Here is a 20267-nt window from a genome sequence, read left to right on the forward strand (position 1 = left end):
AAAGCCGTCGTTGCGCTGGATCAAACTTTCCCGCGCGCGCCCTTCTTTTTGGCGGCTTCGTTCCGGCATGCGCCGCCGTGGCAGCCCTTGGGATGGCAGGGAGGGGGTTCGTGCCTGTCCTTGCGGTTCAGCGGGATGGCGACGGTGCCGCCATCGCACAAGGCGGCCGTGATCGTATCGCCCGCGCGCGCAGGGCCGGTGCCCGCCATCAGCGGGACCAAGGCGGTCAGCGCAAGGATTTCGGCCTTCACGGGCGTCCTCCCCCTGCATCGGCGGCATTGGCGATATCGGCACCATCCGCACCATCCGCACCATCGTCATCCTCATCGATCAGGATGCGATTGGCCGCGCCGTCCAGATCGTCGAACTGCCCGCTGCGCATCGCCCAGAAGAACGCCGCCAGCCCGCAGGCTCCCATCAGCAAGGCAATCGGGATCAGGAAGACCATGCCGCTCATGCCGCGTCTGCCTTTGCCGCGCAGGCCAGTCGCAGCGAATTGCCGACCACGACCAGAGAGCTGAGCGACATGGCGATGGCCGCGATCAGGGGCGTGACCATGCCTGCCAGCGCCAGCGGGACCGCGCAGATATTGTACAGCACCGCAAAGCCGAAATTCTGCCGCACGACCCGCATGGTCGCGCGCGCCACGCGCAGCGCCGCGACCACGGGCATCAGCCTTTCGCCCACAAACACCGCGTCGGCGGCCTGCTGGCTGGCATCGCTGGCCGTGCCGGGCGCGATGGATGCATGGGCGGCGGCAAGGGCTGGCCCGTCGTTCAGCCCGTCGCCCACCATCAGCGGGTGATGCCCTTCCTCTTTCAATGCGGAAAGCGCCGCCAGCTTGTCCGCGGGCAATTGCCCGCCCGCGCCGTCGATGCCCAGCTGCGCGGCAAGCGGGGCGACCACCGCGTTCCGGTCGCCCGACACGATGCGCGATGCGATGCCCATGGCTTCCAGCGCGCCGATTGCCTGCCGTGCGTCGCGGCGCAGCGGATCGTGGAAACGGATCGTGATGCGCGCGTCGCCAATCCGCAGCGAACTGGCCATGGCGGCACCTGCATCCTCCACCCGTTCCAGCGCGACCCCGACATCGCCGAGCATTCCGGAAAGCCCGCGACCGCCGCTTTCGACCACATCGGTCAGGGCGGCGGGTTCGACCCCTTCGGCCTGCAAGGCAGCGACCAGCCCGCGGCTGAGCGGGTGGCGGCTGTGCTGCGCCAGCGCCAGCGCGACCGGCTTTTGCTCCGCGTCAAGCGCCGACACATCGGGGCGCGGTTCGCCAAGGGTCAGCGTGCCGGTCTTGTCGAAGATCGCCACATCCACCTCTGCCAGACGTTCCAGCGCGCTGCCGTCCTTCACCAGCAGGCCGCGCCGGATCAGCGCATTGCTGGCCACGACCTGCGCTGCGGGCACGGCCAGTCCCATCGCGCAGGGGCAAGTGATGATCAGCACGGCAATCGCGATCACGGCCGATTGATACCAGCCTGCGCCCGCGATCATCCAGCCGGTGAACGCCAGCGCCGCCAGCGAATGCACGGCAGGGGCATACAGGCGCGAGGCACGGTCGGCGATCCGCACATAGCGCGAACGCGACTGCCCCGCCTCGTCCATCAGCCGCGCGATTTCGGCAATCGCCGTGTCCGGCCCGGCGGCGGTAACGCGCACCCTGACCGGGTCCATCATATTGATCGCGCCCGCATGGACCGTGCCGCCCGCACCGATGCGTTCGGGGGCGCTTTCGCCCGTCAGCATGGCATTGTCGACCGTCGCCGCCCCGCTTTCGACGATACCGTCGGCGGCCAGCGCCTCTCCCGCCGCGACCAGCATCAGCATGCCCGGCTCCAGCCGCTCTGCCGCGACACGGCGCGAGGAGCCGTCGGGCTGGATAACGCTGGCGCTGCGGCCCATCCGGCCCAGCAGCGCCCCGATGCCCGCGCGCGTCCTCTCGCGCATCATCGCATCCAGCACGCGGCCCGCCAAAAGAAAGAACAGCAGCATCACCGCGCTGTCGAAAAACGCATGCTCGCCGCCCGTCAGCGTTTCATACAGGCTTAGCCCCGTGGCCAGCAGCACGCCGATGGATATGGGCACGTCCATGTTCGTCCGGCGATACCGCAGCGCCATCCATGCCGACGCGAAGAACGGCTGGCCCGCATAGGCGACCACCGGCAGCGCGATCAGCGCGCTGATCCAGTGGAACATGTCGCGGTTCACACCCTCTGCGCCTGCCCATACGCTGACCGAAAAGAGCATGATGTTCATCATGCCGAACCCCGCCACGGCAAGGGCGCGCAGCAGGCGTTTGGTATCGCGGTCGTCGCGGCCCAGCGGATTATCGGCCAGTGCCTGCGCCTCGAACCCCAGATGCCGCAGCGCGTCGACCAGATCGCTTTCGTCCAGTCGTGCATCGTGGCGCACCGCGACCCGCTTGGCCGAGAAATTGACCCGCGCCGATGCCACCCCGTCCAGCCCGCCCAGCCCGCGCTCGATCTTGGCGATGCAGCCCGCGCAGCGCATGCCGGGCACGGTCAGCCGCGTATCGAACAGAGGAAGTCCGGTCGCGGTCGGGCCATCGGAAATTTCTTTGGCGGAAAGCGTGCCGGTCAATCGACTTCCCCTTCGCTTTTCCATTCATCGCCATGCGCGCTGACGGTCAGCCGCACGATCCAGCGCCCCGCGGGCAGCGGATCCGCACTGGCATAGGCGCCATCCCCGCGCGGCCGCAACGCCAGATGCGTGACCGTGCTGTCGCCCATCGGGCGGCGCAGCATGGCATCGACCGTCGCACTGGCGGGCACGCCGCCGGTTGCAATCGCCAGCCTGCCGTCCGGTGCCCGCGCCATGGTGGCGGACCAGCCAAGCGCTTCCTGTGCGCGGGCGCGATCCAGCCAGCCGTTATAATTCTGGCTGGCGACATAGGAGTTTTCGACGACCACGCCGTTGAACCCCTTTACCGCGAAGGTGGCCATGGTGAAATTGACCGCGACCACGATGCCAAAGCCGGTGACCAGCACCGCCAGCATGTGTTTACCGGTGAATTCGCCCTTCATCGCTTGCTTCCCGCCATCATTGGCCCCCCGGCGCGGAGAACCGCGTTTCTTCCGCATCCTGTTCGCGCTGTTCGTCCTGAGAGGTGACGAGGATGCGGAATTCCTGTTCCCCGGTGCCGGCAGGCGCGGCGATATAGGCGCGCACCGTTTGCGTCTGGTCGGCATCGACATGCACGATTTGCGTGGGGGCGGCATTGTCGCGCATGATCGTATCGGTCCACATCACCGCGCCGGGCAGGCCCTGTACCGCGACTTCCATGTCGCGCGGCCTGCTCTCCATATTGCGCAGTTTCAGCGTATAGGCATTGCGGATCGTCCCGTCGGACAGCACCATGAAGGGCGGGTTGCGATCGGGCGATACGGTCAGGCCGGTATGGCTGCGATTGCCCAGCGCGAACAGCATGACAAGGCCGATGGCGGCCCAGATGCCGAAATAGACGATGGTGCGCGGTCGCAGCAGGGTTTTCAGGATCGGGCGCTGCGGCGCGCCTTCGGCCTCGGCCTTGCAATCCTCCAGCGTGGCGTAATCGATCAGACCGCGCGGGCGGCCCACATCCTTCATCACGCGGTCGCACGCATCGATGCACAGCGCGCAGGTGATGCAGCCGATCTGCGGCCCTTCGCGGATGTCGATGCCGGTGGGGCATACCGCGACGCACTGGTTGCAATCGATGCAGTCGCCGAACGCGTCGGGCGCTTTCGCGGCCTTTTTCACGCTTCCGCGCGGTTCGCCGCGCCAGTCCTTATAGGTGACGATCAGCGATTTCTCGTCCAGCATCGCGGTCTGGATGCGCGGCCATGGGCACATATAGATGCACACCTGTTCGCGCATGAAACCGCCCAGCGCGAATGTGGTAAAGGTCAGCACCGCCACCGTGGCATAGGCGACCGGATCGGCTGTTCCCGTAAAGAATTCGCGCAGCAATGTGGGCGCATCGGCGAAATACAGGATCCACGCGCCGCCGGTGGCAAAGGCGATGGCCAGATAGATCGTCCATTTGAACGCGCGCCGCGCGATCTTGGCAGGTCCCCACGGCGCTTTGTCCAGCCGGATGCGGGCATTGCGGTCGCCATCGACCAGCCGGTCGATATGCTGGAACAGGTCGGTCCACACGGTTTGCGGACAGGCATAGCCGCACCACGCGCGCCCCACCGCGCTGGTGACGAGGAACAGGCCGATCCCCGCCATGATCAGCAGCCCCGCGACGTAATAGAATTCGTGCGGCCAGATCTCTATCCCGAACATATAGAAGCGGCGATTGGCCAGATCGACCAGCACCGCCTGATCGGGCGCATAGGGGCCGCGGTCCCAGCGCAGCCAGGGCGTGATGTAGTAAATCGCCAGCGTGACGACCATGACGAACCATTTGAAGCGCCGGAACGGGCCGTCGATGCGCTTGTTATGGACGACATTGTGCTTTTCATAGAGCTGGAGCGGCGGGGCATCTGCCGAAGATGCCCCGCTTTGTGAGCCCTTGTCGGGCCGCTTCAGATCGCCGTCACTGGGCTGCATCGGCCTCGTCCGGGGTAGCGGGCGCAGTTTCGGGCACGACATCCTCGCCGCCGCCCAGCGAGTGGACATAGGCAGCCAGCATCTTGATCGTCACCGGATCGAGCCTGCCCTGCCACGCGGGCATGACGCCCATGCGCGGGTTCAGGATCTGCGCGGCAATATCCTCTCGGCTGTCGCCATAGATCCAGATCGCATCGCCCAGATCGGGCGCGCCGAATTCGCGCATGCCCTGTCCGGTCGGGCCATGGCAGGCCGCGCAATTATCGGCATAAAGCTGCGCGCCGGTTGGGTTGGCCTTACCCCGGCCGCTGAACGACAACACCTGATCGGTCAGCGCGGCCAGCTGCGGCGCTTCGAACATGCCAGCAAAGGCGGGCATGACCGACAGATGGGTGTTATCGTCGCCCGGATGGCGGATGCCGTGCTGGATCGTGCGTTCGATCGCTTTCAGATCGCCGCCCCACAGCCAGTCATCGTCGTTCAGATTGGGATAGCCTTTTGCCCCGCCCGCCGCGCTGCCCGCTGCGCCCGAGCCGTGACACTGCACGCAATTCACCTGAAACGCGGCGCGGCCACCGGCCACGGCCTGCGCCATCATGGTCGAATCCCCGGGCAGCCGTTCGATCGGAATGCGGGCCAGTTGCGCGCGAAAGGCGCTGCGCCCGTCTTCCACCGCGGCCAGTTCCTTTTCCAGCTCGCCGCGGCTGCTCCATCCCAGATAGCCTTTGGTCGCGCTGTCGATCATCGGCCATGCCGGATAGGCAATGACATAGCCGATCGAAAACACGATGGTCGCATAGAACACCCACAGCCACCAGCGGGGCAGGGGGGTGTCCAGCTCCTCGATACCGTCCCATTCATGCCCGACGGTGTGGGTGCCGGTGGGCTCGTCGAACCGTTTATTCTCCACCGTCATTCTCCTCGAAGATCGAGTTTGCAGCCGTCCGGTTGTGCGTCTTCGCGCCGGGGCGGAACGGCCATGCGCACAGGGTGACAAAGATCGCGAACATCACGACCAGCCCGATGCCGTCCGCGAAATGGCGCAGCGTGTCATAGGTGCTCATCGCGGTTGCTCCCCTTCCACCTGGCCTTCGATACCGGCTTGCTCCGCTGCGTTCGCGGGGGTGCGCAGGGCGGGGTCATCCACGGCGATGTCCTCCATCGCGGCGGCGCTTTCGAAATCGACCAGAGTGCCCAGCATCTGCAGATAGGCGATGACCGCATCCATCTCGGTCAGGCGCTGCGGATTGCCGTCGAAATCGCGGATCTGCGCCTTGGGATAGCGGTCGGCCAGATCGCCCGCGTCGATAGCATCGCCCGCCTGCGCGCGCAGGTCCGCCTTCGCATTGTCGATATCGGTTTGCGTATAGGGCACCCCGATCGACGCCAGCGCCGACAGGTTTCTGGAAATATCGGGCACGTCCAGGTCGTTTTCGGCCAGGAACCCGTATTGCGGCATCACGCTTTGCGGCACCACGCTTTGCGGGTTTTTCAGATGCTGGACATGCCATTCGTCAGAGTATCGTCCGCCCACGCGGGCAAGATCGGGCCCCGTGCGTTTCGACCCCCACTGAAACGGATGGTCGTACATCGATTCCGCGGCCAGGCTGTAATGGCCGTAACGCTCCACCTCGTCACGGAAGGGGCGGATCATCTGGCTGTGGCAGGTATAACACCCCTCGCGGATATAGATGTCGCGTCCCGCCAGCTCCAGCGGAGAGTAGGGGCGAACGCCTTCCACTTCCTCGATCGTGTTGTCGATCCAGAACAGGGGCGCGATTTCCACGATCCCCCCGATGGCAACGGCGACGAAAGTCCCGATGCTCAGCAGGGTGATGTTGCGTTCCAGCTTCTTGTGCTTGTTCATGATGCCCTTGGCTTCGGGCTGCGCTGTCGTGCTCATCAGATGGCTCCTCATTCGGCCGGAACGGCAGCGGGAAGGGGGCGGTCGGTCTGCGGGTCGTATGCCGCGTCGCGCATCGGCGCTTCGTCGCGCAGCCTGCCCGCCAGCGTCATCCAGAAATTATAGGACATGACCAGCGCGCCCGAGAGATAGAGCAGCCCGCCGAACGCGCGCAGCACATACATCGGGAACATGGCGGCAACCGTGTCGGCGAACGACCAGACGAGATAGCCGTCGGGGCCGTATTCGCGCCACATCAGGCCCTGCATCACGCCTGCGACCCACATGCTGGCGGCATAGAAAACGATGCCGGTGGTCGCGAGCCAGAAGTGCCAGTTGATCATGCGCAGCGAATACATCCGCTCGCGCTTCCACAGGCGCGGCATCAGGTAATACATGCAGGCAAAGGTGATCATGCCGTTCCACCCCAGCGCGCCGGAATGGACGTGGCCGATGGTCCAGTCGGTATAATGCGACAGGCTGTTGACGCTTTTGATCGACAGCATCGGCCCTTCGAAAGTGGACATGCCGTAAAAGGCCAGCGCCATCACCATCATGCGGATGATCGGATCGGTGCGCACCTTGTCCCACGCGCCGTTCAGCGTCATCAACCCGTTGATCATGCCGCCCCAGCTGGGCATCCACAGCATCACGGAAAACACCATGCCCAGCGTCTGCGCCCAGTCGGGCAGGGCAGTATAGTGAAGGTGGTGCGGACCCGCCCAGATATAGAGGAAGATCAGCGACCAGAAGTGGATGATGGACAGGCGATAGGAATAGACCGGACGTTCGGCCTGTTTGGGCACGAAGTAGTACATCATGGCCAGAAAGCCCGCGGTCAGGAAAAAGCCCACCGCGTTATGGCCGTACCACCACTGGGTCAGCGCGTCCTGAACCCCGCTGAACAGCGAATAGCTGCGCGTGCCCATCAGGCTGACGGGGACCGCCAGATTATTGACGATATGCAGCATGGCGATGGTGACGATGAACGCCAGATAGAACCAGTTCGCCACATAGATATGCGGTTCGCTGCGCTTCAGGATCGTGCCGACAAACACCGCGAAATAGGCGACCCAGACGACTGTCAGCCACAGATCGACATACCATTCCGGCTCGGCATATTCCTTGGACTGCGTGATGCCGAGGAGATAGCCGGTCGCGGCCAGCACGATGAACAGCTGATACCCCCAGAACACGAAACGGGCGAGCGCCGGAAAGGCCAGTTGCGCGCGGCAGGTGCGCTGCACCACGTAAAAGCTGGTCGCGATCAGCGCATTGCCGCCGAATGCGAAAATCACCGCGCTGGTGTGCAGCGGACGCAGGCGCCCGAAATTGAGATAGGGTTCAAGGTTCAGCCAGGGGAACGACAGCTGAAGCGCGATGAACACGCCCGCCAGCAATCCGGCAAGGCCCCAGAACATCGTCGCGATCACGCCCCAGCGGACCGGATCGTCATCGTACATGCCGGTATTGGCGGGCATTTTGAAAAAGCTGCGCGCCTTTGACGCGGGATCGAACCGCGCGGCCGACACCCACATCAGTACGAAACCGACAAGGGCAATGATGGTGGCATGGGCGGCAAAGCCCTTGTCCGGTGTGACCAGGGCGACAAACCCGGCCAGAAGCATCACGCCAAACCATAGGATGACGCGTCCGACTGCCGATTCCGCTTGCATGAAAAGAGTCCTCCGTTCCGCCTTGTCCTGTCGGACTAGGCGGCGCGACCCGTGGCCGCATTGATCCAAAGCAAATTTGAAAGGTCCAGCCCCATTCAGCCTGCGACGCGAAATTGTCGGGGCGGGGGCGGGATTTGCCTGCCCGATCTCAGGGCTAACCCTGATCGGGAGGACAGGACACGCCGCGCCAATGCCGCAAATCGGCTGCCGGATGGCCGGATGCACCGCAACAGGCTGCAAGAGCCGCGAATTGGCATCGCGGGCCGGGCCGGGCGCATGGGAATGGTCGTCATCATGCGGAAACCCCTGACCCGATTGCGCGCCGCGATCATTGATATGCGTCAATGAATGCGGGGCGGGGCGGGCGCATCTGGCCGGGCAGGCGACGCGGTTCGAACAGGCCGCATGGTGCGTGCCTTGCCGTGTCGCTTTCATCACAAGGTTCAGGACGCGATAATGAAAAAGACCCTGTTCGCGGCGGCTGCGGCCGTCTTTGCCATGGCCGCGGGCCACGCGCAGGCCCAGGAAGCCGGTACGGTTCAGGTCAAGCTGCTGGGCACCGCCGTGATGCCCGACGGCAAGATCACCGATGTCGACACCGATCTGGTCGGGCTGCCCGCCGATACGCAGACCAAGGCGAACGACAATTTCGTGCCCACGCTGGCGATCGAATATTTCTTAACCGATTATCTGTCGGTCGAAACGATCTGCTGCCTGACCCAGCACGATGTCGATGCGACCAGCGGCATTCCCGGCGCGGAACTGGTGTCCAACGCCAAGCTGATCCCGGCGACCGTCACGGCCAAGCTGCATGCCGATCTGGGCGCGGTGAAGCCCTATATCGGGGCGGGCCCGTCGCTGTTCCTGTGGATCGACGAAAAGCCGGGTTCGACCGCGGTCGATCTGGGCGTCGACAGGTTCAAGATGTCGAACGAGCTGGGTTTTGCGCTGCAGGCGGGCGTCGATATTCCGCTGGGCGATGGACCGATGGGCGTGACCCTCGACGCCAAGCGCTATTTCATCGACACCGATGCCAAATGGTACGTGGACGGGACCAAGGTGATCCAGACCACGCACAAGCTCGATCCGTGGGTGCTCAGCGCCGGTCTCAGCTACCGGTTCTGACCGGATCGCGCGCACGGCGACCCCTGACGAACGGGGGGCTGACGAACGGGGCCTGACGAACGGATGCCTGACGAACGGATGCCGGCCAAACGGGGGCCTGTACCAATTGATACAGCGCCCCCGTTGCCAAGCGTCTAGTCAGGCAGCGGTTCCGGCTCGAGTCGCGGGGGACGGACTGGAGCCGGGACTTGGCCATATCGGATCAGGTCAGGCCGGTTCGCCACCGCCGGGAAAGGGATCGCCATCATGCAAAGCTATCGCCTGAAGCTGACCGACGATGGCATCGGGATCGAGAAATTTATCGACTTCGAAGGGATCGACGCCAGCTCCGCCCTGTCGGTCCTGCGTAACGAGATGGACGGGCGCCGCGCCGAATTATGGAGCGGCGAGCATCTGGTCTGCACGCTGGAACGCGACCGGCAGGGTGGCGGTTTCTGGCGGATCAACCCGCTGGCCGAACGCGGCTAGCACGCATTTTGCCGCTACCGCTTGCGCGCAACAAGATCGTGGGTTCGCATGGCCATCGCGCTTGCCGCTACGGCTGGCAGGCCCTAGATGGCGATGATGGCAGGTGAAATACTCGATAATGAAGGACGCGGCGAAGCTGGCTGGAGCTGGCCGCCGATCCATCCCGAAGGCCGCAAATACGGTCTGATCTCCGGCGTGATCGCGCTGGGCTTCTTGCTGGGGCTCGACTGGGAGATCGTCGGCTGGCCGCTCTTGCTGCTGACCTTTGGCGTATTCGCATTCTTCCGCGACCCCAAGCGCGTGGTGCCGCAGGACCCCGATGCGATCATCGCGCCCGCAGACGGGCTCGTCACGCTGATCCGCAAGGTGCCGCCGCCGCCCGAATTGCAACTGGACGACGGTTCGGGCTCGGCAGGGCTTGGAACCGAAGAGGTCATTCGCGTTTCCATCTTCATGTCCGTGTTCGACGTCCACATCAATCGCGCCCCGATTTCGGGTACGCTGCGCCGTCTGGTCTATATTCCCGGCAAGTTCATGAACGCCGATCTGGACAAGGCGAGCGAGGATAACGAGCGTCAGCATTTCCTGATGGAGCGCGAGGATGGCGTGCTGGTCGGCTTTACGCAGATCGCGGGGCTGGTCGCGCGGCGCATCGTGCCTTTCGTCAAGCCCGGCGACATGCTGGCGGCGGGGCAGCGCGTGGGCCTGATCCGGTTCGGCAGCCGCGTCGATGTCTATCTGCCCGCCAACACGGAACCGTCGGTCGTGCTGGGGCAAAAGACGATCGCGGGCGAAACCGTGATCGCGCGCATCGGACAGACGAAGCTGATCGAAGGTATCGCCCTTTGATGAACGGCCCGTCCGACAGCGACGATCTTTTCGACGACCCGAATGGTGCGGACGGCGATATCGGTCCGCGCATTACCCATGGCGAACGGGCGGTGCCGCGCCGCCGGACGCGGGGCCTGTCGATGCGGGCGGTCACGCCCAATGCGATCACCGCGGCGGCACTGTGTCTGGGGCTGACGGGCATCAAGTTCGCCATCGCGGGCCAATGGTCGATGTCGGTTCTGGCCGTGTTGATGGCGGGCGCGCTTGACGGGATCGACGGGCGGATCGCGCGCCTGCTTCGCGCGCAAAGCCGGTTCGGCGCCGAACTCGACAGCCTTGCCGATTCGCTTTCGTTCGGCGTGGCGCCCGCGCTGATCCTGTACCTTTGGTCGTTGGAGGATCTGCCGCGCATCGGCTGGTTTGCCTCTCTGGCGCTGGCCATGTGCTGCATGCTGCGGCTGGCGCGCTTCAACGCGCAGATCGACGTCGAGGATCAGCCCCATAAATCCGCCGGTTTCCTGACCGGCGTGCCTGCGCCGGTGGGCGGGGGGCTGGCGTTCCTGCCGCTCTATCTGTGGATGGCGACGGGCGAGGCGATGTTCCGCGATCCGGTGCTGGTCGCGGTCTGGGTCGTGCTGATCGCGTTCCTGATGATCTCGAACCTTGCCACGCTGAGCTGGACGTCGATCAAGCCGGGCCGGTCGGTGCGGATCGAGCTGATCGCCTTTGTCGGCCTGCTGGGCGCGGCATTGCTGCTGGAACCCTGGCTGACGCTGGTGGCGGTCTGCGTCGTCTATATCGCGCTGATCCCCTATGGCCTCTGGCGCTATCGCAAGGTCAAGCAGCAGCGCGCAGCGGAGCGTTCGGCAGCGGGCTGACGGCCTGCCTGCGGACCGGAAGTTCCACGATCTCGGCCTTTTTCCCGGCGCAGTCACGGCGCTGAGCCACCGGCGCTGCACTTGCCGCGTCCAGTGCGCGGTAATCCGCCAGCATTTCGATCAGCATGCTGCGCACGCCCCATGCGCAGCCCAGCGCAATGGCGGCAAAGGTCAGAACGGGCGCGATCGCGACAAGATCGCCGGTCAGAAAATCGGTCATGGTTTACGATCCCCTTTTGTTCCATCCGCCTTGCTGCTATAGAACGCAGGCGATCCGGAAATGTGACGTTAGGCATTGATACGTAATTGACTGTCTGATGTCCTTGTTCACTTTTTGTTCCGACCTGTCAAGCCTGTCATCGGGCCCGTAGCATGCGGACCGTCCGGCGCCCCGTAACGCATCGGGGCTTCCCATTGCCTGCGATTGCCGCTAAGGGCGCGCCGTTCGCATGATTCTGCGTCCGGATTTCCCGGGCCGGTCAGGCGGGCAAATCCACATGGAAGGCACACATCAACCGGTGCCGCGCGGGCCACGGCCTGCGGGTCATCCGCCTTCCAGAGGTCAAACCGGAAAGGAAACGATTATGGCGTCCACTGGCGTCACCATGCAGCAATTGATCGAGGCCGGCGCACACTTCGGCCACCAGACCCACCGCTGGAACCCGCGGATGAAGCCGTATATCTTCGGCGCCCGCAACGGTGTTCACATCATCGACCTGTCGCAGACCGTGCCGCTGTTCCAGCGCGCGCTCGACTTCGTGTCGGCCACCGCGCAGGCGGGCGGCAAGGTGCTGTTCGTCGGCACCAAGCGGCAGGCGCAGGACCCGATCCGCGAAGCCGCGCTCGCTTCGGGCCAGTATTTCGTGAACCACCGCTGGCTGGGCGGCATGCTGACCAACTGGCAGACCGTGTCGAAGTCGATCAAGAAGCTGAAAACGATCGAGGAACAGCTGTCGGGCGACACCTCGGGCCTGACCAAGAAGGAAATCCTCGACATGACCCGCAAGCGGGACAAGCTCGAGCTTTCGCTGGGCGGCATCCGCGACATGGGCGGCATTCCCGACGTGATGTTCGTGATCGACGCCAATGTCGAGGAACTGGCCATCAAGGAAGCCAATGTGCTTGGTATTCCGGTCGTCGCCATCCTCGACACCAATGTCGATCCGTCGGGCATCGCTTTCCCGATCCCGGGTAACGACGATGCGGCCCGTGCCGTTCGCCTGTACTGCGACGCCATTGCCGAGGCTGCACGTCGCGGCGGCCAGAAGGGCGCAGCGGATGCCGGCGTCGACATCGGCGCGATGGAAGAGCCGGTCGCGGAAGAAGTCGCCGGTTGATCCATGGGTGATGCGGGGCATGGCCGGTTGCGTCATGCCCGCGTCATGGAAGGCTGCTTGAGAAGCGGCCGCACGGAAATTCTGCCCGGCCGGTCCAGCATCATGCTGCCTGCCGGGCATCACATTTGAAAAAGGACATGAGCGATGGCTTACACCGCCGCTGACGTGAAGGCCCTGCGCGAGAAGACCGGCGCGGGCATGATGGATTGCAAGAAGGCACTGACCGAAACCGACGGCGACATGGAAGCCGCTGTCGATTTCCTGCGCGCCAAGGGCCTTGCCGCCGCTGCCAAGAAGTCCAGCCGCACCGCGGCCGAAGGTCTGGTCGGCGTGGCCGTAGAAGGCACCAAGGGCGTTGCGGTCGAGGTCAACTCGGAAACCGACTTCGTCGCCAAGAACGAGCAGTTCCAGGACTTCGTGCGCACCGCCACGCAGGTTGCGCTGGGCGTTGACGGCGACGATGTCGAGGCGCTGAAGGCGGCTGCCTATCCCGGCGGCACCACCGTTGGCGAAAAGCTGACGGACAATGTTGCCACCATCGGCGAAAACCAGCAGATCCGCCGCATCAAGTCGGTTTCGGTAAGCGAGGGCGCGATCGCGACCTATACGCATAACGCGGCCGCTCCGAACCTCGGCAAGATCGGCGTTGTCGTCGCGCTGGAAAGCTCGGCTCCGACCGAAGCCCTGCTCGACCTTGGCGACAAGCTGGCGAAGCACATCGCTGCGGCTTTCCCGCAGGCGCTGACCGCCGATGGCCTTGACGCCGACGTGATCGAGCGTGAGCGTGCCGTTGCCCGTGAAAAGGCAGCCGAAAGCGGCAAGCCCGAAAACGTGCAGGAAAAGATGGTCGAAGGCGCCGTGGCGAAATACGCCAAGGAAAACGCCCTGCTGTCGCAGATCTTCGTGATGGACAACAAGACCCCGATCCAGCAGGTCATCGACGAGGCCGGCAAGGCTGCGGGTGCCAAGATCGTGCTGAAGGACTATGTCCGCTTCCAGCTCGGCGAAGGCATCGAGAAGGAAGAAAGCGACTTCGCAGCCGAAGTCGCCGCTGCCGTGGGCGGCTGATCTTTCAGCCACGCGGTTCCTTTGCGGAACAAATGGACGGGCCGGAAAAGCATTTGCGCTTTCCGGCCCGTTTGTTTTGGCGGGCTTCCCTGTTCGGGCCGGCCATCAGGGTAACCCCCGATTGCCGCGCCGCCCGCGATGGCCCCAAAACCGGCCAAAATGGCAAACAAAGGGGCCGCCCGTGACACAAGAACCGCTTCCATCGTGGCGCAAGGGTGCCGCCCGCAGCGCGATCGTGAATTTCGTGACGCGGGTCACCGATCCCGACGGGCCTGCCTTTGTGCCGCCCGCCGACCGGATCGCGACATTCGACAATGACGGCACTTTGTGGTGCGAGCGGCCGGTTCTGGCGCAGTGCTTTTTCGCGCAGGAGCGTCTGGACGCGCTGATCGCGCGCGATCCCGCCATCGCCGCCCGCGATCCGTTCAAGGCCTATGCCGAACGGGATGTTCCGCGCATGAAGGAACTGGGCAAACGCGCCCTGCTGGAAGTGCTGACCGCGGTGCATGGCGGATCGACCGAGGAGGAGTTCGCCGCCATCGTGCAGGAATGGCTGGGCCGCGCGACCAATCCGGTGCTGGGGCGGCGCTTCGTCGATCTGACATACCGACCGCAGATCGAATTGCTGGCCTATCTGCGGGCCAACGGTTTCAGGAATTTTATCGTCTCGGGCGGCGGGATCGACGTGATCCGCGGCTTTTCCGAACAGGCCTATGGCATACCGCGCGAATGCGTGATCGGGTCCAGCCAGCAGCTTGCCTTTGAAATGCGCGGCGATACGGGCGTGATCGTCAAGCAGGCCAGCCTCAACAGCTTTGACGACCGCGAGGTGAAGCCTGTCAATATCGCGCTGCATATCGGGCGGCGGCCGATACTGGCGTTCGGCAATTCCGACGGCGATCTGGCGATGATGCGCTATACCTTGTCGGGAGAGGGCGCGCGCATGGCCTTGCTGCTGCACCATGACGACGACGCCCGCGAATTCGCCTATGACCGCGATTTCCTGCTCAGCCCGCTGGCCGAGGCGCTGGACAGGGCCGGGGAATACGGCATCACCAAAGTCAGCATGAAGGACGACTGGGCCAGCATATTCGCCTGATGGCGCGGCGGATTAGTCCGGAATTTGCAGAGGACGCCGCCAACAGCGCCCTTGGCTTTCGCGCGCGGCGGTTTTAAGGCCCGAACACACCCACCGACATCGCGCAGAGATCGTCCTTCATGCCCCTTCCGCAATTCAAACGCATCCTCCTGAAACTTTCGGGCGAAGTGCTGATGGGCGATCAGCCCTTTGGCATCGATACCGATTACGTCGCCAAGTTGGCGCAAGAGGTGAAGGCGGCCAAGGAAACGGGGCTGGAAATCTGCCTTGTGATCGGGGGCGGCAATATTTTTCGCGGCATGGCGGGCGCGGCCAAGGGCATGGACCGCGCGCAGGCCGATTACATGGGCATGCTGGCAACGGTGATGAATGCGCTGGCCATGCAAAGCGCGCTGGAACAGATCGGCGTGGAAACGCGGGTGCAATCCGCCGTGCAGATGGATCAGGTTTGCGAACCGGTGATCCGCCGCCGCGCCGAACGGCATATGGAAAAGGGCCGGATCGTGATTTTCGCCGCCGGTGTCGGCGCGCCCTATTTCACCACCGACAGCGGCGCAGCCCTGCGCGCGGCGGAAATGCGTTGTGACGCCTTGTTCAAGGGGACCAGCGTCGACGGCGTGTACAATGCCGATCCCAAGAAGGACGCATCGGCAACGCGTTATGAAACCGTGGGTTACGACAAGGTGCTGGCCGACAATCTGAAGGTGATGGATGCCAGCGCCGTCGCCCTGTGCCGCGACAACGACATTCCCATCGTCGTGTTCTCCATCCGCGAACGGGGCAATCTGGCCCGCGTGCTGGCGGGAGAGGGCGTGCAGACCGTGGTGGGCAACAGCTGATTTAGCGGGGTTTCATACCCCTTTGTTTCGAACCGAGAGGAACTTGAACCATGGCCAAATTCGATAAGGCCGATCTGGAACGCCGCATGGCAGGGGCCGTGGAATCGCTTAAGGGCGATCTGGCGGGTCTGCGCACCGGCCGTGCAAACGTCTCGCTGCTCGATCCCGTGGTGGTCGAGGTTTATGGCGCAATGATGCCGCTGAACCAGGTGGCGACCGTCTCCGCCCCCGAACCGCGCATGCTGTCGGTGCAGGTGTGGGACAAGTCGAACGTGATCGCGGTGGAAAAGGGCATCGCCCATGCGGGCCTCGGCCTCAATCCGTCGATCGACGGGCAGACGCTGCGCCTGCCGATCCCCGATCTGACCGAGGAACGCCGCCGCGATCTGGCCAAGCTGGCGGGCAAATATGCCGAGGCCGCGAAGATCGCGATCCGCAACGTCCGCCGCGACGGTATGGAAGCGCTGAAGGAAGACGAGAAGAAGAAGGAAATCTCGGAAGACGAGCGCAAGCGTCACGAGGACGAGGTCCAGAAGCTGACCGACAAATATGTGGCCGAAACCGACAAGGCGGCCGAGGCGAAGGAAAAGGAAATCCTGAGCCAGTGAGCAAGGCTGCGCCTTCGGTTTCCGTGGCCGGCTGCGATGGCGGTGGTCCGCGCCATGTTGCCATCATCATGGATGGCAACGGGCGCTGGGCCAAGAAACGCCTGCTGCCCCGCGCCATGGGGCACAAAAAGGGCGTGGAAGCGGTGCGCAGGCTGGTCCGTTCGCTGCGCGGCACGGGGGTAGAGGCGCTGACGCTCTATGCGTTCAGTTCGGAAAACTGGAAGCGCACGGCGGAAGAAATTGCCGATCTGACCGCATTGATGAAGCATTTCATCCGGTCCGACCTTGGCGAGATGATCGAAAATGGCGTGCGCCTTCGCATCATCGGCGACCATTCGGCGTTCGAGCCGGAGGCCGTGGCCCTTATCGACGATGCGCTGGCGCGCACCGCGCATAATACCGGCACGGTGCTGACGGTCGCGCTGAATTACGGCGCGCAACAGGAAATCGCCCGCGCCGCCGCGGCTGCGGCCGCATCGGGCGAGGTGACGGTCGACAGCATTTCGGCGCATCTCGACACGGCGGACCTGCCGCCGCTGGACCTGTTGATCCGCACCAGCGGCGAAATCCGCCTGTCGAATTTCCTGCTGTGGCAATCGGCCTATGCCGAATTGTATTTCACCGATGTGCTCTGGCCCGATTTCACGCCCGCGCATTTTCAGGAAGCCGTGGACAGCTTCGCAGGCCGCGAGCGGCGCTATGGCGGACGCTGAAACCTCGCCCGGATTGCCGGAACGCAGGCGCGACCGGCTGATGCGCGCGATGCGCGTGCCTTTGGCCGTGCGCACGTCGGATCTGCCCAAGCGCGCGGCCTCGGCCGTGGTGATGCTGGCGGTGGTCGCGCTGGCGTTCTGGATCGGCGGCATGGCCGTGCGCGTGCTGATCGGCGCGGTGGCGCTGGCCTGTTTCTGGGAATGGCAGCGCATGGTGCGCGCGCGCGGCATATCGGTGTTCGCCAAGGCGATCTGGATGGCGGGCGGCGTGCTGTATATCGGCCTTGCCGCGTGGCTCTTGATGGAATTGCCGCTGGACGCGCTGCCGGTGATCATGGGCGTCGTGATCTTTACCGACACCTGCGCCTATTTCGCGGGGCGCACGTTCGGCGGGCCCAAGATCGCGCCGCGCATCAGCCCGTCGAAAACATGGTCGGGACTGGTCGGCGGGATGACGGGGGCAGCGCTGTTCCTGTGGATCATCATGGCCGTGCTGGTCTGGGCCGACGGCGAAAGCGGGCAGAGCGTGCCCGAATTGCTGTTCGCCCCGCTGGGCGCGCTCTATGTGGTGCTGGGCGCGGTGCTGGCGGTGGCCGCGCAGGCGGGCGATTTCTTTGAAAGCTGGATGAAGCGCAAGGCGGCGATGAAGGATTCGTCGGGGCTGATCCCCGGCCATGGCGGCGTGTTCGACCGGATCGACGGGCTGTTGCCTGTTGCCATTCTGGTCGGTCTGCTCTTCATGTACGTGTTGTAATGCGGACGATTTCCATATTGGGGGCCACCGGCTCCATCGGCGCGTCGACGCTGGACCTTGTGCGCCGCAATCCGGCGGACTGGCGCGTGGTCGCGCTGTCGGCCAATTGCAATGTGCGCGAACTGGCGGCGCTGGCGCGCGAATTCAACGCGGCGGTCGCGGTCGTCGCCGACGAAGCCTGCCTGCCCGACCTGCGCGATGCGCTGGCCGGAAGCGGGATCGAGGCTGCGGGCGGCGCGGACGCGCTGGTCGAGGCGGCGTCGCGTCCGGTCGACATGTTCGTTGCCGCCATCGTCGGCTGTGCGGGGCTGGCTCCCACCATGGCCGCGATCGAACAGGGCGGCACCATCGCGCTGGCCAACAAGGAAGCGCTGGTTTCCGCGGGCGAGGTAATGACCGCCGCCGTGCAGCGCCACGGCGCGACCCTGCTGCCGGTCGATTCCGAACATAATGCGATCTTCCAGTGCCTGCAGGGCGGGCGGATCAGCGATGTGCGCTGGATCACGCTGACCGCCAGCGGCGGGCCGTTCCGCGATGCCAGCATGGAACAATTGCACGCAGCCACCCCCGCGCAGGCGGTAAAGCATCCGAACTGGTCGATGGGCGCCAAGATCAGCGTCGATTCGGCCACGATGATGAACAAGGGTCTGGAATTTATCGAGGCGTTCCATTTGTTCCCCGTGGGGCTGGACCGGCTGCGCATCATCGTTCACCCGCAAAGCATCGTCCATTCCATGGTCGAATATCGCGACGGGTCGACACTGGCACAGCTTGGGCCATCGGACATGCGCGTGCCCATCGCCAGCGCGCTGGCATGGCCCGCGCGGATGGATACGCCATGCGACCCGCTGGATCTGGCTGCCATCGGCACGCTGGAATTCCGCGCTCCGGACGAGGTTCGCTTCCCCGCGACGCGCCTCGCGCGCGAGGCGGCGGCCCATGGCGGGGCCGCGCCCGCCGTTCTGAATGCTGCGAACGAGATTGCGGTGGCCGCCTTTCTGGACGGGCAGATCGCTTTCACCCGCATCGCCGCCATGGCCGAGGATATGCTCCAGCAAGGGACGCTTCCGCCGCCGCCCGCATCGCTCGACGATGTTCTGCTAGTCGATGGCGAGACGCGCATCAGGGCGCGGGCATTGCTGCAAGCGGCCTGATCGCTGCATTTCCTGCTTGGACCGCGCAACGGGGCGGGCTAGTAAAGGCGACCGATGTTCGAAAATCCGTCTATTTTCACGGCCATTATCGGCTTTCTTCTCGTCCTTGCCCCGCTGGTCGTGGTGCACGAGCTGGGCCATTATCTCGTCGGCCGCTGGTTCGGCGTAAAGGCAGAGGCGTTTTCGGTCGGTTTCGGCAAGGAAATCGCGGGCTTTACCGACAGTCGCGGCACGCGCTGGAAACTGTCGGCGCTGCCGCTGGGCGGCTATGTCCAGTTCGCGGGCGACATGAACCCCGCCAGCCAACCGTCTGACGAATGGCTCGAATTGCCCGAGGAAGAGCGGAACCGGACCTTCCAGTCGAAATCGCTGGGTGCGCGCGCGGCGATCGTGGCGGCAGGGCCGGTGACGAACCTGCTGGTCGCGATCCTGATCATCGCGGGTTTCACCATGGCCTTCGGCAAGCTGGTCGCGGACCCCGTCGTCGGCGGTTTTGTCGAGGATTCGCCCGCGCTGGCCGCCGGCATGGAACTGGGCGACCGCGTGGTGCGGGTGGACGGCGCGCCCGTCGAAACATTCGACGATGTGCGCGACCGCGTGCTGCCCTATCCCGGCGAACCGATGACCCTGACCGTGCTGCGCGACGGGGAAGAGCGCGAGATCAGTTTCAACATCGACACCCATATCGAACGCGACCGTTTCGGAAACGAATTCCGCCTTGGCCGCATCGGCGTTCTGGCCGTGGAAGGCCATGCCGTGCCCGTGGGGCCGCTGGGCGCCTTATGGGAAGGGACGCGGACCACGGGGCAATTGCTGCACCTGACCACGGTGGGCCTGTGGCAGATCGTCACCGGTCGCCGCCCTGTCAGCGAGCTGGGCGGCCCGATCAAGATCGCCAAATATTCGGGCGAACAGCTGATCTCGGGCTGGTATGCGTTCATCTCTTTCATCGCGATGATCTCAATTAACTTGGCATTCATTAACCTCCTGCCAATTCCGGCGCTCGACGGCGGGCATCTCGCCTTTTACGCGGCGGAGGCTGTCCGTCGGAAACCGATATCCGCAAAGGGCCAGGAATGGGCTTTCCGCACCGGAATGGCGCTCGTGCTGACCTTGATGGTCTTTGTCACGATCCTCGACATCAGCTCGCTCAATATTTTCAGCTGACCGCGCCCGTCGGGGCGACGGGGCGCCGCAGCGATGCGACCGGACGAACGGGCATCGCGGATAAGCGGGGGCTTTGTCTTGATC

The 20267-nt window shown here is 64.5% G+C and carries 23 protein-coding genes; 13 read left to right on the top strand and 10 right to left on the bottom strand.

The genetic code is table 11. The features are described from left to right. Positions 1–20: 20 nt before the first annotated feature. From LOZ74_RS05070 to ccoN, 9 genes are read right to left on the bottom strand one after another with little or no spacing between them, the layout of a single operon-like run. Positions 21–251 (bottom strand): hypothetical protein, encoded by a 231-nt coding sequence (locus LOZ74_RS05070; protein WP_230293180.1) that lies wholly within the window; start codon positions 249–251, stop codon positions 21–23. Further along, positions 248–457: a cbb3-type cytochrome oxidase assembly protein CcoS gene (ccoS, locus tag LOZ74_RS05075; RefSeq protein WP_230293181.1), complete on the bottom strand. Its 210-nt coding sequence runs from the start codon at positions 455–457 to the stop codon at positions 248–250. The genes LOZ74_RS05070 and ccoS overlap by 4 nt, the downstream gene beginning before the upstream one ends. After that, positions 454–2631 carry a heavy metal translocating P-type ATPase gene (locus LOZ74_RS05080; protein WP_370638876.1) on the bottom strand — a complete coding sequence of 726 codons (2178 nt, stop codon included), beginning with the start codon at positions 2629–2631 and terminating at the stop codon, positions 454–456. Before LOZ74_RS05080 ends, ccoS begins: the two co-directional genes overlap by 4 nt. Then, on the bottom strand, positions 2604–3050 hold the full coding sequence (locus LOZ74_RS05085; protein WP_230293182.1) for a FixH family protein: 447 nt from the start codon (positions 3048–3050) through the stop codon (positions 2604–2606). Before LOZ74_RS05085 ends, LOZ74_RS05080 begins: the two co-directional genes overlap by 28 nt. Before the next feature lie 16 nt (positions 3051–3066). Further along, positions 3067–4563, bottom strand: coding sequence for a cytochrome c oxidase accessory protein CcoG (ccoG, locus tag LOZ74_RS05090; protein ID WP_230293183.1), 1497 nt, complete (start codon positions 4561–4563; stop codon positions 3067–3069). Beyond that, positions 4550–5479, bottom strand: a complete 930-nt coding sequence (gene ccoP / locus LOZ74_RS05095) for a cytochrome-c oxidase, cbb3-type subunit III (RefSeq protein ID WP_230293184.1) — start codon at positions 5477–5479, stop codon at positions 4550–4552. Before ccoP ends, ccoG begins: the two co-directional genes overlap by 14 nt. Next, positions 5463–5627, bottom strand: a complete 165-nt coding sequence (locus LOZ74_RS05100) for a cbb3-type cytochrome c oxidase subunit 3 (RefSeq protein ID WP_230293185.1) — start codon at positions 5625–5627, stop codon at positions 5463–5465. The genes ccoP and LOZ74_RS05100 overlap by 17 nt, the downstream gene beginning before the upstream one ends. Beyond that, the gene (ccoO, locus tag LOZ74_RS05105) at positions 5624–6466 is read right to left on the bottom strand and encodes a cytochrome-c oxidase, cbb3-type subunit II (protein WP_230293186.1); all 843 of its coding nucleotides are present in this window, start codon (positions 6464–6466) and stop codon (positions 5624–5626) included. Before ccoO ends, LOZ74_RS05100 begins: the two co-directional genes overlap by 4 nt. Positions 6467–6477: 11 nt before the next feature. Beyond that, positions 6478–8094, bottom strand: a complete 1617-nt coding sequence (gene ccoN / locus LOZ74_RS05110; protein WP_370638900.1) for a cytochrome-c oxidase, cbb3-type subunit I — start codon at positions 8092–8094, stop codon at positions 6478–6480. A 504-nt stretch (positions 8095–8598) separates the two neighbouring features. Between ccoN and LOZ74_RS05115 the strand changes: the two genes are divergently transcribed. From LOZ74_RS05115 to LOZ74_RS05130, 4 genes are all read left to right on the top strand, one after another. Beyond that, the gene (locus tag LOZ74_RS05115; protein WP_230293188.1) at positions 8599–9267 is read left to right on the top strand and encodes an OmpW family protein; all 669 of its coding nucleotides are present in this window, start codon (positions 8599–8601) and stop codon (positions 9265–9267) included. Between the two features lie 246 nt (positions 9268–9513). Further along, complete coding sequence (locus LOZ74_RS05120; RefSeq protein ID WP_230281532.1) at positions 9514–9735, top strand: hypothetical protein; 222 nt, start codon at positions 9514–9516, stop codon at positions 9733–9735. A 96-nt stretch (positions 9736–9831) separates the two neighbouring features. Next, the gene (locus LOZ74_RS05125) at positions 9832–10584 is read left to right on the top strand and encodes a phosphatidylserine decarboxylase (protein WP_230281803.1); all 753 of its coding nucleotides are present in this window, start codon (positions 9832–9834) and stop codon (positions 10582–10584) included. Next, complete coding sequence (locus tag LOZ74_RS05130) at positions 10584–11444, top strand: phosphatidylcholine/phosphatidylserine synthase (protein ID WP_370638877.1); 861 nt, start codon at positions 10584–10586, stop codon at positions 11442–11444. Before LOZ74_RS05125 ends, LOZ74_RS05130 begins: the two co-directional genes overlap by 1 nt. On the opposite strand, the gene LOZ74_RS05135 is transcribed toward LOZ74_RS05130, so the two are convergent. Then, positions 11404–11664, bottom strand: coding sequence for a hypothetical protein (locus LOZ74_RS05135; RefSeq protein ID WP_230293189.1), 261 nt, complete (start codon positions 11662–11664; stop codon positions 11404–11406). The genes LOZ74_RS05130 and LOZ74_RS05135 overlap by 41 nt on opposite strands. Positions 11665–12028: 364 nt before the next feature. Here LOZ74_RS05135 and rpsB point away from each other — a divergent pair, with 364 nt between their 5' ends. From rpsB to rseP, 9 genes are all read left to right on the top strand, one after another. Further along, positions 12029–12781 (top strand): 30S ribosomal protein S2, encoded by a 753-nt coding sequence (gene rpsB / locus LOZ74_RS05140; RefSeq protein ID WP_230293190.1) that lies wholly within the window; start codon positions 12029–12031, stop codon positions 12779–12781. Positions 12782–12925: 144 nt separating this feature from the next. Then, complete coding sequence (gene tsf, locus LOZ74_RS05145) at positions 12926–13849, top strand: translation elongation factor Ts (protein WP_230293191.1); 924 nt, start codon at positions 12926–12928, stop codon at positions 13847–13849. A gap of 181 nt (positions 13850–14030) precedes the next feature. Further along, positions 14031–14948, top strand: coding sequence for an HAD family phosphatase (locus LOZ74_RS05150; RefSeq protein ID WP_230293192.1), 918 nt, complete (start codon positions 14031–14033; stop codon positions 14946–14948). Positions 14949–15067: 119 nt separating this feature from the next. Next, positions 15068–15787 carry a UMP kinase gene (gene pyrH / locus LOZ74_RS05155; protein WP_230293193.1) on the top strand — a complete coding sequence of 240 codons (720 nt, stop codon included), beginning with the start codon at positions 15068–15070 and terminating at the stop codon, positions 15785–15787. Between the two features lie 50 nt (positions 15788–15837). Next, the gene (gene frr / locus LOZ74_RS05160) at positions 15838–16395 is read left to right on the top strand and encodes a ribosome recycling factor (protein WP_230281526.1); all 558 of its coding nucleotides are present in this window, start codon (positions 15838–15840) and stop codon (positions 16393–16395) included. Positions 16396–16463: 68 nt separating this feature from the next. Further along, positions 16464–17108, top strand: a complete 645-nt coding sequence (gene uppS, locus LOZ74_RS05165) for a polyprenyl diphosphate synthase (protein WP_230293821.1) — start codon at positions 16464–16466, stop codon at positions 17106–17108. Then, entirely contained in the window at positions 17095–17862 is a 768-nt protein-coding gene (locus LOZ74_RS05170) for a phosphatidate cytidylyltransferase (protein WP_230293194.1), read from the top strand. Before uppS ends, LOZ74_RS05170 begins: the two co-directional genes overlap by 14 nt. Next, positions 17862–19016, top strand: a complete 1155-nt coding sequence (dxr, locus tag LOZ74_RS05175; protein WP_230293195.1) for a 1-deoxy-D-xylulose-5-phosphate reductoisomerase — start codon at positions 17862–17864, stop codon at positions 19014–19016. The genes LOZ74_RS05170 and dxr overlap by 1 nt, the downstream gene beginning before the upstream one ends. Before the next feature lie 54 nt (positions 19017–19070). After that, positions 19071–20183: an RIP metalloprotease RseP gene (rseP, locus tag LOZ74_RS05180; RefSeq protein ID WP_230293196.1), complete on the top strand. Its 1113-nt coding sequence runs from the start codon at positions 19071–19073 to the stop codon at positions 20181–20183. The last annotated feature ends 84 nt before the right edge of the window (positions 20184–20267 follow it).

This window comes from Croceicoccus sp. Ery5 (assembly GCF_020985325.1).
Classification (GTDB): Bacteria; Pseudomonadota; Alphaproteobacteria; order Sphingomonadales; family Sphingomonadaceae; genus Croceicoccus.

Excerpts from the sequence above, each read along its gene's own strand:
- uppS (WP_230293821.1), top strand. The coding sequence starts at position 16,464 with ATGGATGGCAACGGGCGCTGGGCCAAGAAACGCCTGCTGCCCCGCGCC.
- rseP (WP_230293196.1), top strand. The coding sequence starts at position 19,071 with ATGTTCGAAAATCCGTCTATTTTCACGGCCATTATCGGCTTTCTTCTC.
- LOZ74_RS05120 (WP_230281532.1), top strand. The coding sequence starts at position 9,514 with ATGCAAAGCTATCGCCTGAAGCTGACCGACGATGGCATCGGGATCGAG.
- ccoG (WP_230293183.1), bottom strand. The coding sequence starts at position 4,563 with ATGCAGCCCAGTGACGGCGATCTGAAGCGGCCCGACAAGGGCTCACAA.
- ccoP (WP_230293184.1), bottom strand. The coding sequence starts at position 5,479 with ATGACGGTGGAGAATAAACGGTTCGACGAGCCCACCGGCACCCACACC.
- dxr (WP_230293195.1), top strand. The coding sequence starts at position 17,862 with ATGCGGACGATTTCCATATTGGGGGCCACCGGCTCCATCGGCGCGTCG.
- LOZ74_RS05125 (WP_230281803.1), top strand. The coding sequence starts at position 9,832 with ATGGCAGGTGAAATACTCGATAATGAAGGACGCGGCGAAGCTGGCTGG.
- ccoS (WP_230293181.1), bottom strand. The coding sequence starts at position 457 with ATGAGCGGCATGGTCTTCCTGATCCCGATTGCCTTGCTGATGGGAGCC.
- ccoN (WP_370638900.1), bottom strand. The coding sequence starts at position 8,094 with ATGCTTCTGGCCGGGTTTGTCGCCCTGGTCACACCGGACAAGGGCTTT.
- LOZ74_RS05085 (WP_230293182.1), bottom strand. The coding sequence starts at position 3,050 with ATGAAGGGCGAATTCACCGGTAAACACATGCTGGCGGTGCTGGTCACC.
- ccoO (WP_230293186.1), bottom strand. The coding sequence starts at position 6,466 with ATGAGCACGACAGCGCAGCCCGAAGCCAAGGGCATCATGAACAAGCAC.
- frr (WP_230281526.1), top strand. The coding sequence starts at position 15,838 with ATGGCCAAATTCGATAAGGCCGATCTGGAACGCCGCATGGCAGGGGCC.
- LOZ74_RS05170 (WP_230293194.1), top strand. The coding sequence starts at position 17,095 with ATGGCGGACGCTGAAACCTCGCCCGGATTGCCGGAACGCAGGCGCGAC.
- rpsB (WP_230293190.1), top strand. The coding sequence starts at position 12,029 with ATGGCGTCCACTGGCGTCACCATGCAGCAATTGATCGAGGCCGGCGCA.
- LOZ74_RS05130 (WP_370638877.1), top strand. The coding sequence starts at position 10,584 with ATGAACGGCCCGTCCGACAGCGACGATCTTTTCGACGACCCGAATGGT.
- tsf (WP_230293191.1), top strand. The coding sequence starts at position 12,926 with ATGGCTTACACCGCCGCTGACGTGAAGGCCCTGCGCGAGAAGACCGGC.
- pyrH (WP_230293193.1), top strand. The coding sequence starts at position 15,068 with ATGCCCCTTCCGCAATTCAAACGCATCCTCCTGAAACTTTCGGGCGAA.
- LOZ74_RS05100 (WP_230293185.1), bottom strand. The coding sequence starts at position 5,627 with ATGAGCACCTATGACACGCTGCGCCATTTCGCGGACGGCATCGGGCTG.
- LOZ74_RS05080 (WP_370638876.1), bottom strand. The coding sequence starts at position 2,631 with ATGGAAAAGCGAAGGGGAAGTCGATTGACCGGCACGCTTTCCGCCAAA.
- LOZ74_RS05115 (WP_230293188.1), top strand. The coding sequence starts at position 8,599 with ATGAAAAAGACCCTGTTCGCGGCGGCTGCGGCCGTCTTTGCCATGGCC.
- LOZ74_RS05135 (WP_230293189.1), bottom strand. The coding sequence starts at position 11,664 with ATGACCGATTTTCTGACCGGCGATCTTGTCGCGATCGCGCCCGTTCTG.